This window comes from Stenotrophomonas sp. PS02289 (assembly GCF_029960115.1).
Classification (GTDB): Bacteria; Pseudomonadota; Gammaproteobacteria; order Xanthomonadales; family Xanthomonadaceae; genus Stenotrophomonas.
On record NZ_JASCOZ010000008.1, the window covers coordinates 18,990 to 29,428 of the forward strand.

11 protein-coding genes and 1 tRNA gene are annotated in these 10,439 nt (G+C 63.5%); 6 read left to right on the forward strand and 6 right to left on the reverse strand.

Annotated elements, in window-relative coordinates; all coding sequences use genetic code 11:
- Positions 1-29: 29 nt before the first annotated feature.
- The 3 genes from QMX83_RS02205 to QMX83_RS02215 are packed head-to-tail and all read right to left on the reverse strand — an operon-like array spanning position 30 to position 1,083.
- Positions 30-488 carry a hypothetical protein gene (locus QMX83_RS02205; protein WP_282295026.1) on the reverse strand — a complete coding sequence of 153 codons (459 nt, stop codon included), beginning with the start codon at positions 486-488 and terminating at the stop codon, positions 30-32.
- The gene (locus tag QMX83_RS02210; RefSeq protein ID WP_282295027.1) at positions 482-796 is read right to left on the reverse strand and encodes a hypothetical protein; all 315 of its coding nucleotides are present in this window, start codon (positions 794-796) and stop codon (positions 482-484) included. The genes QMX83_RS02205 and QMX83_RS02210 overlap by 7 nt, the downstream gene beginning before the upstream one ends.
- Positions 793-1,083 carry a hypothetical protein gene (locus QMX83_RS02215; protein ID WP_282295028.1) on the reverse strand — a complete coding sequence of 97 codons (291 nt, stop codon included), beginning with the start codon at positions 1,081-1,083 and terminating at the stop codon, positions 793-795. The genes QMX83_RS02210 and QMX83_RS02215 overlap by 4 nt, the downstream gene beginning before the upstream one ends.
- Positions 1,084-1,240: 157 nt before the next feature.
- Here QMX83_RS02215 and QMX83_RS02220 point away from each other — a divergent pair.
- Positions 1,241-1,316, forward strand: a tRNA-Thr gene (locus QMX83_RS02220).
- A 110-nt stretch (positions 1,317-1,426) separates the two neighbouring features.
- Positions 1,427-2,698 (forward strand): hypothetical protein, encoded by a 1,272-nt coding sequence (locus QMX83_RS02225; protein ID WP_282295029.1) that lies wholly within the window; start codon positions 1,427-1,429, stop codon positions 2,696-2,698.
- Positions 2,699-2,715: 17 nt separating this feature from the next.
- On the opposite strand, the gene QMX83_RS02230 is transcribed toward QMX83_RS02225, so the two are convergent.
- Positions 2,716-3,033 carry a hypothetical protein gene (locus QMX83_RS02230; protein ID WP_282295030.1) on the reverse strand — a complete coding sequence of 106 codons (318 nt, stop codon included), beginning with the start codon at positions 3,031-3,033 and terminating at the stop codon, positions 2,716-2,718.
- The gene (locus QMX83_RS02235) at positions 3,030-3,596 is read right to left on the reverse strand and encodes a hypothetical protein (RefSeq protein ID WP_282295031.1); all 567 of its coding nucleotides are present in this window, start codon (positions 3,594-3,596) and stop codon (positions 3,030-3,032) included. Before QMX83_RS02235 ends, QMX83_RS02230 begins: the two co-directional genes overlap by 4 nt.
- Before the next feature lie 231 nt (positions 3,597-3,827).
- On the opposite strand from QMX83_RS02235, the gene QMX83_RS02240 reads away from it, so the two are divergent.
- From QMX83_RS02240 to QMX83_RS02250, 3 genes are all read left to right on the forward strand, one after another.
- Positions 3,828-4,172, forward strand: a complete 345-nt coding sequence (locus QMX83_RS02240) for an energy transducer TonB (protein WP_282295032.1) — start codon at positions 3,828-3,830, stop codon at positions 4,170-4,172.
- Positions 4,173-4,256: 84 nt separating this feature from the next.
- Positions 4,257-5,519: a hypothetical protein gene (locus tag QMX83_RS02245; RefSeq protein ID WP_282295033.1), complete on the forward strand. Its 1,263-nt coding sequence runs from the start codon at positions 4,257-4,259 to the stop codon at positions 5,517-5,519.
- Positions 5,516-6,040, forward strand: coding sequence for a hypothetical protein (locus QMX83_RS02250; protein ID WP_282295034.1), 525 nt, complete (start codon positions 5,516-5,518; stop codon positions 6,038-6,040). The genes QMX83_RS02245 and QMX83_RS02250 overlap by 4 nt, the downstream gene beginning before the upstream one ends.
- Here the strand turns inward: QMX83_RS02250 and QMX83_RS02255 are convergent.
- Positions 6,037-8,367 (reverse strand): arylsulfatase, encoded by a 2,331-nt coding sequence (locus tag QMX83_RS02255; RefSeq protein WP_282295035.1) that lies wholly within the window; start codon positions 8,365-8,367, stop codon positions 6,037-6,039. The genes QMX83_RS02250 and QMX83_RS02255 overlap by 4 nt on opposite strands.
- Before the next feature lie 389 nt (positions 8,368-8,756).
- Between QMX83_RS02255 and QMX83_RS02260 the strand changes: the two genes are divergently transcribed.
- The gene (locus tag QMX83_RS02260; RefSeq protein WP_282295036.1) at positions 8,757-10,433 is read left to right on the forward strand and encodes a ShlB/FhaC/HecB family hemolysin secretion/activation protein; all 1,677 of its coding nucleotides are present in this window, start codon (positions 8,757-8,759) and stop codon (positions 10,431-10,433) included.
- Positions 10,434-10,439 lie beyond the last annotated feature (6 nt).

Genomic DNA, 10,439 nt, shown 5'->3' on the forward strand with positions numbered 1-10,439 from the left:
GTCAAAGCGAGGTAAGGCAGGAAAGCGGGTTACTGGAAGATGAAATCGCTACGCCGAATGATGGTGCCGACACCGGTTGGATTGAAGTAGCAGCTTCCCTCGAACGAGATGTTCCTTCCCCCATGGCTGTAGAGGATGGATGCCTCATTGCCGATCTCGATCAGTACGTTCTCCTGGCCCTTAGCGCATGGCGTGGGAGTCGCGGCTTTCAGATGGGCGATCACATCACGCATGAGATGCTCACAGTTTGCGCCACACGGACGGACGATTCGAATCGATGAGCTGTCCTTCAGCTTCTGGCCCTGAAGGCTGTATTCTCCGGTAAGGCTCACGAAGTAAATATCCAGCCGGTCAGCACGTTTCAACGCAGTCGATAGAGCGGCCGCGGCTTCGGTGCTCGTTCGCATGGGCTGTGCAGCTCCGGGGGCAGCGATGCTCGGCGCGGCGAGCGCGAGCGAGGCAATGCAGGCTACCGCTTTGCTCAACATCGTTCGTACTCCCTTCTCTTGAATACGAGCAACCCGTCTTCTCCTACGGGAATTTTGCCAGGTTCGTCCAAGCGGATGATGTCGTGGGAGATATCCGTTTCCGGCGGGAAATCCGCCATCGTCAAACCTTCAATGATGGAGGCGGATTCAATGAAATTCGCGACGCAATCGCCATGTAGATAGAATTCGATGCGAAATGCCGCTGGGCCCGTGGGCCGGACCACGACCGCTCGAACGTCTACGCTGACCTCGCCCCACAGGGCGCGCATGACACTCAGGCGCACGGCAACTCGGAAATCCGGGTTCATGGCTGCAGCCACAGCGGATCGATCAGCGCTTCATCGCCGGCGCAGCGCAGGTCATTGATCAGTCCGGCTTGGATGTCGGTCAGTCTCTCCAGCGTGCCTTCCAGTTCGTCGATCCCATCATCGACCTCGCCTGAGGCGACCAGCCGGTGGGCCTCTCTCAGGTCCATGATCAGCGAGTGCAGTGTGTCTGCCTGCATGGCCACCCCGGGATACCTGCGCCCGGGCACGTGTACCGTTGCGTTGTTGGCCGGCTCACCGTAGAAGGTGACGGAAATGACGCTTTTCATGACCTGGGCGTGTCCTTGCGGCAGGGCGGCGGTGTCAGCTGGCCCCATACTGCCTGAATCCGCGGCCCCCATGGAGCACCACCCGGTAGCGCCGGCCCTTGACCGGCCCCCGCCCGGATTGACCCCTTCGTTGCCCCGGTTTACAATCCCCTGCTAAGCCGGAATAGCTCAGTTGGTAGAGCGGCGCATTCGTAATGCGTAGGTCGCAGGTTCGACTCCTGTTTCCGGCACCAGTTGTATGAAAAGCCTCGGCCTCGGTCGGGGCTTTTTGTTTGGGTGGTGCCTCCTGCTACGCTTGGCCCCAAGGCAGCCACCCCCGGTGGCTGAAGGGGGTTCAAGGAAGATGGCAGCAAACGCATGGCTTCACCGCCTGGCGCTGGGCATTGCCCTGCCGCTGGCCGTACTCACCGCACCCGCACTATGGGCTGCGGAGCCCAAGACCGACGCCGCACCGGCCCAGGCCGAAACCGACGCCGCCAAGGCCGTGCGCTACACCCGCGCGCTCGAAACCGCGCCACTGGCCGACAATGCCTTGGAAATGCGCAGGTGGCTGCTGCGATGGATTCTGGAAACCCCGGACCACACCGTGCTGGTCTGCGACACCCTCGGCACGCTGGATGACGAAAATGCGCCGCTGTATGGCGAGCTGCTGGTGCAGATGATGGGCGGCAACGTGGCCTGGCAGATCGAGCACCCGCAGGATACCGACGAGGTATCCCACCAGCTGGCAGGCGCACGCAGCGTCTTGAAGATGTATGCGGTGTACCTCGCCAATGACCCCAAGTGGAAGGTCCCCAAGCTGGATGCTGCCATCGAGCGAGAACGCAACGGTACGCTCCGTGAGCACGTGGCGCAGAGGCTGGCGGATGAGTGCAGCGAAGAGAGCGGCAGGGAGAAGGTGGCACTGGGCGAGCAGAGTCCACCGCCGCCGTTCCTCGGCGGCTTCCTGCGCGAATCCCATGTGATCTATCCGCTCAAGGTGCCCACCGGTTGGGTGATGCAGAACGAACATCGCTACGACGAACTCGAGTCCGGTGCCTCGGTCCGTTTCCAGCGGGAAGGCGATGCCAGCGGCTGGATGGATGTGTACTTCTACCCAATTGGCGCGATCAACAAGCAGGATCTGGATCGGTTGGCCAAGGCCGAGCGCGAGCAGTTGGTCACCGTCTGGAAGGACGCCGCCACCGGTGCGCCGCTGAGCGCGCTGGACACCTTCAGTGTGCCGGTGAAAGGAGGAGTGTCCACTCCCGCCGGACGTCAGTCGCGTCCCGAAGCCATCACCGCGTATGCCGCAGATTTCACCTATAAACATCGGAACAACGGCAGGCGCTACCACTCGGTGCTGGTGTTCATGGTCGACCGGCTGTACGCCATCAAGCTGCGCTACAGCGCCGACACCGAAAAGCTCAGCCGCAAGCAGGCACGCAAGGAAGCCGAGAGCTTCGCCCGCAGCCTGCTGCCGGAAGTGGACATTCTCAGCACCGGAAAGTGCGGTTCCCCCAGCATGGCAATTGACGACCAGATGGCTGACGGCTGCGTGGGCGAAGACCCCATTCAACCGGTGGTGCTGGAAGGTCGCCGGGAACTGCGCTTCGAGTACCCCGTCCCTCGCTGATCAAACCAGTTGGTCCGCTACGCCCGGAACAGACCCTTAAGCCTTTCCGGGAATCGGTTGGCTGCGGCGGAGGCGGCGGCATACAGGCCGCTCATGTTCGCGAAATCGGCTTCATTGCCTTCAACCAGGAATCGCGTGCGACCTGAGGGGGCGGATACAGTGAAGCCGATCACGTCCATGCCGTTATGCTCATGCCGTTGATGCCAGATGCCGAAGCTGAACTCGTCTTTTTCGCAGGTATAGCCGTTGATAAGCGACGTCTCCCATCGTGCCTTTCCGCTTTCCGTCGCATGCTTCAGATCCTGCATGAACTCTCGGAACTGTTCGGGAATCATGGATGCCTCTGTGAGTGTTTCTCGATGGATGTTGCCGTCGAGGCGGCAAGGTGACTTGTAATGGAGAGCACCGGGCCTCGAAGCATCTGGGTGGCAATGCGCCGCTGAGCTGGCGTTCCAGCATCGCAGTAGCGCTCCAGATGAAGTCTGTTCCTTCGGTGTTCGGAGTGATGGTCGTTGATTTCGACGGGAAAGCAATAGCTGTACTGTTTGATTAGGTCATTAACGACAAAAAATGGGCTTTCCACGCCAGATTCAATGAAGTGTGCGAGCCGGTCAGCCGTGCTCTGGCACTCCTGATATTCCTTCACGTCGATCAGTGTCCGAATCTGTCTGGTGACGCTATTGACCGACATGTTGACGCGCTCGGCAACGGACCGGAGTCGAAGTAGTTCGATCAGGGCGAACACCGCGGCGTATACCACGATAGCGCCGGTGACGGTCGACCAGACCCTGTCCGGGGATGACCTGAGCTCACTGTAGGTGGTGACCAGACAGAGTGTCATTACGACGATCACTGCTGCGGTCCAAGCATGAGTCGTTCTTGAGGGTGGTGCGGTCATTGCTATCAGCTCATCGCGTTCGCCATTGCGCTGGGAACCAGTCTATCGGTGTGTGGCGTCCGCCCGATCGGTCCAACTGTAGGGATAGCCCGGCTTGAGCCCTGGGAAGTTCCCGCTATGATGCCGAGGTGACGGATTTTGATGCGTGGCGTTACTCGATCTTCTTCCCTTCGCAGTTGAATCTATCCCTTCTAAGCGGTTGTGCTGGAACGTTTATCGGAGGCGGGCATCATGCTTTTCACAGGAGCGGCTGCAGCATTGATTGCACTAGCCAGCGCTGCAAGCGGGTGCTTGCAGGGGGAGTGGGCCTCCATCGTCGAGCAGACAGAGGTGTTGATCCTGCGCCGGGAAGCCCTGCGTGTGCCGCACGGCCCGGCAGGAGAGAAACAGGAGAACGTCTGTGTGAGAGTCCGGTTCCAGATCGATCAGAACGGTGTCCCGCAGGATGTCCGGATTGATCAGAGTTCCCGGAACCGCTCGGTTGATGTGGCAGCACGAGAAACCGTTCGAAAATTCAGATTCAAGGTGCCTCGCAATGATCAGGCCCCGTCGGCACTCGTGTTCGAGTATCCATAACTGGAACATCCGTCCCCAACCCGTCACGCATCACTTGCTATCCTCCAAGCCGGACCGAAGCCGAATATCAGGAAATCAAGGACGATGGCACCCATCACCGCTCTCCGCCGCACCGCCCTGGGCCTCGCCCTGCCGCTCTGCCTCGCGCTAACTTCATCGCTTCTGGCGAACGAGCCCGCAGCCCCTGCCGCCGAAGAAGAGTCCACGCACGCCAAAGCCCTGCGCTACACCCGCGCGCTGGAGGAAACGCCGGATGCGGCTGACGCGGCGGAAGTGCGAAGGGCGCTGCTCGATTGGGGGATGAACAACGGCGAGTTCGAGGTCAACCTGTGTAATGTGATGGACCTGCCCGAACTGGGGCACAAGGACCGTAGTCCGATTACCACCGAGCTGACCCAGCAGATGCTGTTCGGGAATATCGCCTTCCAGATCGAGCATGGCACCGACACCCCCGAGCTGGCCCGACAAGTCGCCGCCGCGGAAAGCGCGATCAAGGTCTACACCGTGATGCTGGCAAAGCACCCCGAGCTGCGCATCGCGCAGATGGACGCCCTGATCGCCGAGCAGAAAGCCGGCCGCCTGGACCGGCACCTGACGCCGGTGGTGACGGACTGTCTGGCCGCGCGGCGGACCCGTGTGAACCAGTCGCCGGACGAGGTGCCCTTGCTGGGTGGCTTCCTGCGCGAGACCTCGGTGATCTATCCCGAGCGGATCGGCACCTGGGTGATGGTGGGTGAGCATCGTATCGACACAGTGCCGTATGGTGCTTCGCTCCGATACCAGCGTCCCGATGACAGCTCCGGCTTCATCGATCTCTACATCTATCCGGTGGGTATGAACACCCCCGAGGCCGTCGCAGAACAGGCGAAGATCGAGCGCGAGGCGTTGCAGCAGAACTGGGCACCGCAGCTGGTCGATCCGCCGATGTCGGCGCTGTCGACGTTCAAGCTGCCGGTGGAGCCTGCTAAACCCTCCCCCTATCACCAGCCTCGTCCCAAGACGGTAACTGCCTATCAGGTGGACTTCGGCTTCAAGCGTGAAGATGGGGCCTACAGCGGGGCGTTCATCTACATGGTGGACCGGCTGCATGGGATCGAAATCCGCTACAACGCAAAGGCGTCGTCGCTCGATCGGACGCGGCTGCGCAAAGAGGCCGAGAAGTTCACACGCGAAGTGTTTCCGCAGCTGAGCATCGTCAGCAACGGCAGCTGCGGTCTGCCCCAGATGGGCATCGACGGCAAGCTCGCCGACGGCTGTGACGGCATCGAGCCGGTGACGCCTGCGGTGGGCGAGGGCAAGCGCGAGCTGCGCTTCGAGTACACGCCCAGCCCGGATACGGCCCAATGAGCCTGCGCACGTGCATGTTGTGGCTGGCGATCGCAGCTCCGGCCTGCGCGCACGGGGCGGCGCAGGGCGAGCCGCCTGATCTCGCCCCCCTGGCCGAAGCAGTACAGCAGCTGAGGGCCGCCACGGTGCATGCCGCCCACGAAGCGTCTGCCTGCCGCATGGCGTTTCCAGATATGGGGGATGAACTACGTCATGCGTCTTTCGACTGGTTCATGCGCAACCGGAGCTGGATCCCTGAGGTGGACAAGGCCTATCAGCGGCTGGTGCAGTTACAGGCCAAAGGTGATCTGGCCCGCATCAGCCAGAGACTGTCCGACGACGAAGCGGAAGAGCGACGCCAGTCGGCTGGCATGGAGGCCGGGTTGCAGGCACTCCCTGCGCCCCAACAACGCAAGCGGTGCGAGGGATTTGCCGCCGGCCTTTCCCGTTACGACGAAAGCGGCGACCAGGTCGCCGCACCGCTCGCAGTACTGCGGCGCGACCTGCACCTCATCCCTGACTTCATTCGGACCTGGCGTTAGGTGGCAGCCGTCACCGGACTGGCGTTGGACTGAGGAAATATCTCCACATCCACGTGGTCAATCGTCCCGGTGAAGCGGAACGGCAGGGTGTAGCTCCAATCCACCGCCGAGCCGGTGTCCATGCCGATATCCAGCCCTTCGCCGATGGAGAACTGAATGGGAATTGTGCGCTCAAGCCGTCCGCTGGCCACGGTGTGGCCGTCCACCGCGAGGGTGAGCGTGCCACCTTTGCCCATGCCGCCGCCGTCATAGTCGAAGCGCGCCTCGATATGCGCCTTGCCGGGTGGCAGTGCCTTTTCCGCACTGAACACCGGGCGCTCCTGGCCCAGGAAGTTGTAGACGAACGCCGGCTTGCCCTCGCGCATGTACAGCCCGTAGCCACCCTCCGAACCGCCCTGGGTGATGATCATCCCTTCGGCGTCGGCGGGCACCTCCACCTGCGCGGTGATCTTCCACGACTTGTTGAGCATGGGCAGGCAGGCCGCATCGGGCAGTGCCACCATGCCAGGGTAGTAGGTCGCCTGGGTACGCTTGCCGACCAGGCTGGGGCGTCCCATCGCCTCGGCGTTCATGCGGATCACCGCGCGCCAATCCAGCGGCAGCACGCTGTACTTGGCTGCTTCCACCCACCACAGGTCCTGCAGCTCGCGCAGTTTGTCCGGGTGTTGTGCGGCCAGGTCGTGGGCCTGCGAGAAGTCCTCATCCAGCTTGTAGAGTTCCCAGACCTGCTGGTCCGGCGACCAGTCCTCGGAGCGGTTGGGAATCCAGGGGGCGAAGCTCGGGGCCGACGCCATCCAGCCTTCGTGGTACAGGCCGCGGTTGACGCCCAGTTCGAAGTACTGGGTGCGGCGCTTGCTGGGGGCGTCGCCCTGTTCGAAGCTGAAGGCAAAGCTGATGCCTTCGATATCCTTCTGTTGCACGCCATTGAGTTCGCGCGGGGCGGTCACGCCACACACTTCATACAGCGTGGGAACGATGTCGATGACATGCAGGAACTGTTCGCGCAGCGCGCCCTTGTCCTTGATGCGTTCGGGCCAGCTGATGATCAGGGGGTTCCGCGTGCCGCCAAAGTGGCTGGCCACCTGCTTGGTCCACTGGAAGGGCGTGTTCATCGCATGTGCCCACGACGACGGGAAATGGTTGAAGTGCTTCGGTCCGCCCAGTTCGTGCATCACCACGAAGTTGTCCTGCCACTTCTCGGAAAATCCGTTGAAGAACAGGTTCTCGTTGAGTGACCCTTCCAGCCCGCCCTCCGCGCTGGAGCCGTTGTCGCCGGCAATGTAGAGAATGATGGTGTTGTCGGCGTCGGGCAGCGCCTTCACCGCGTCGATCACCCGGCCCATCGCCGCATCCACCTGCGCGCCGTAGGCCGCAAAGACTTCCATCATCCGCGCGTACACGGCTTTCTGGTCCGGCTCCAGGCCTTCCCACGCGGGCAGTCCGGGCGAGCGCTCGGTCAGATCCGTGTCCGCCGGCACCACGCCCAGTTTCTTCTGCCGTTCCAGGGTCTGCTCGCGATAGGCGTCCCAGCCCATGTCGAACTGGCCTTTGAATTTGTCGATCCAAGCCTGAGGTGCTTGATGCGGCGCATGCGTGGCACCCGGAGCCACGTACAGGAAATACGGGCGGTCCGGGGCGATGCTCTTGGCGCGGCGCACCCAGGCGATGGCCTTGTCGGCCAGGTCTTCGGTGAGGTGGTAGTCCGGGTCGTCAGAAGCCGGCACGAGATCGCGGTTCTCAAACAGCAATGGATTCCAGTGATTCATGTCGCCGGCGTTGAAGCCGTAGAAGTAATCAAAGCCCAGTCCGTTGGCCCAGCGGTCGAACGGTCCCGCCGCGCTCAGCTCCCACGTCGGTGTGTTGTGGTTCTTGCCGATCCACGCCGTCATGTAGCCGTTCTGGCGCAGCACCTCGCCAATGGTTCCGCAGTTGCGTGGCAGCACGCAGCAGTAGCCGTCGTAGCCGGTGGCCAGCTCGGTGATGCCGGCGAACGAGGCCGAATGGTGGTTGCGGCCGGTGATCAGGGCCGCGCGGGTGGGGCTGCACAGTGCCGTCGTGTGGAAACGGTTGTAACGCAGTCCCTCGGCCGCCAGTCGGTCCATGGTGGGCGAGGGCACGCCACCGCCAAAGGTGCTGAACTGGCCGAAGCCCACGTCGTCCAGCAGGATCAGCACCACGTTGGGGGCCCCTTTGGGGGCCTGCACCGGTTGCGGGAACTGGGCCGGGTCCGAGTCCTGGTAGGTGCGCCCGACCTGGCCGTGGAAGTGGAAATCGGGGCGGGGGAGGATGTCCGGGGTGCCGGAGCCAGTAGCGTTGCGGGTATTCATCGGCGGGGCCAGCGGGGAGCGTGGCACTGAGCGTGGCACCGCTCCGCAAGTGGGGCATCGGCGAAAGCACGGTCGGGCTGCCAGTACTTCTACTGAGCCCTAAAGAAGTCCGCCGGGCGGCCGATAAGGCAGCGGGCGTCACTGCGCAGGTGGTGGCGCGGGGCGTTGCACGCAGAGCGGAAGAATTCCGCTGTGTTTATAGGAGAACCCTGATACCGCTTCGCTCGGGTTTCGGGAACAATCGCCGGCTGCCCTCAGGGGCAGGCAATGCAGGTCAAGAAGAACCCGTGCTCGCTGGGCGGGCGCGGGCGTCATTACAGAACGTGGGTGCACGGATGATGTGTAACAGGCAGGGAGGCCGGGTCGTCGGGCTTCTGTTGATGGTGGGCATGGCAACGCAGGCATCGGCGCAGCAGGCCGAGGAGCGTGCCGCCCAGGAAGTGCTGCGCCAGCAGGAGCGCGAACGCGCGCTGCGCGAAGCGCAGGAAGCCCGCCCGGATGTGCGCCTTGAGCGCGCCCCGGTTGAGGCCTTCGAGCGTCTGCCCGAAGGCGAGTCGCCGTGCTTCCGCATCGACCGCATCGAACTGGACGGGCCCGACGCGCAGCGTTTCCGCTGGGCGCTGTATGCCGGCGACCCGCGCCGGGACCGCGCCGTCGGCCGCTGCCTCGGCACCGAGGGCATCAACCTGGTGATGAAGCGCATGCAGAACGCGATCATCGCCAAGGGCTATGTCACCACCCGGGTGCTGTCCGCACCGCAGGACCTCACCGGCGGCACGCTGAAACTCACCGTGCTGCCCGGCCGCTTCCGCAATGCCGTGTTCAACGAGCCGGACACCGCGCATACGCGGCTGGGCAATGCCCTGCCGTTACGCAGCGGCCAGATCCTGAACCTGCGCGACATCGAGCAGGGCCTGGAAAACCTGCAGCGCGTGCCCACCGTCACCGCCGACATCCAGATCGCCCCGGCCGAAGGCGAAGGGGCAGCACCCGGCCAGAGCGACCTGGCCATTGCCTGGCAGCAGCGCTCGCGCATCCGCGCCAGCCTCAGCCTGGACGATGCCGGCAGCGAAGCCACCGGCAAGCTGCAGGCCAACGGTACGTTCTCGCTGGACAACCCGCTGGGCCTCAACGAGCTGTTCTACGTCAGCCTCGGCCGTGGCGTGTTCAACGGCAGCGGCAAAGACACCGACAGCTGGACCGTGCATTACGACGTGCCCTACGGCTACTGGCTGTTCGGAGCTACCGCCAGCCGCTACGACTACAGCCAGCAGATCGCCGGCGCGTTTGAAAGCTACGACTACAGCGGACAAAGCCGCAATGCCGAAGCGCGCGTGGACCGCCTGCTGTTCCGCAACGCGAAGATCAAGCTCGGCTCCTACGGCCGTGCCTGGGTGCGCGAGTCGAAGAACTTCATCAACGACACCGAAATCGAAGTACAGCGCCGCCGTACCGCCGGCTGGGAACTCGGCTTCACTCACCGCCAGTTCATCGGCAACGCCAGCTTCGACGCCAGTCTGGCGTACCGGCGCGGCACCGGCGCGTTCGGGGCATTGCGCGCGCCGGAAGAGCTGGCCTACGCATTCGACCCCAGTATCCCGCTGGAAGGCACGTCGCGCATGCGCGTGATCACCGCCGACGCACAGCTGGCCATTCCGTTCCAGATCGCCAGTCAGCGCCTGCGCTACACCGGCAGCTGGCGCGTGCAGTGGAACCGTACCCCGCTGGCCCCGCAGGACCGCTTCTCGATTGGCGGGCGCTACAGCGTGCGCGGCTTCGATGGCGAAAGCTCGCTCAGCGGCGAGCGCGGCTGGACCCTGCGCAACGACCTCTCGCTCGCCCTTCCTGCGCGCCAGGAACTCTACCTGGGCGTGGATGCGGGCCGCACCGGCGGTGCTTCCGTGCAATGGCAGGCCGGCCACCAGCTGATGGGCGCGGCACTGGGCCTGCGCGGCGGCTGGAAGACCCTTTCCTGGGACGGCTTTGTCGGCACCCCCCTCCAGCACCCGCGCAACTTCCCCACTGACTCCACCACTGCCGGTTTCAACCTGGCCTGGCGCTACTGACCGCAC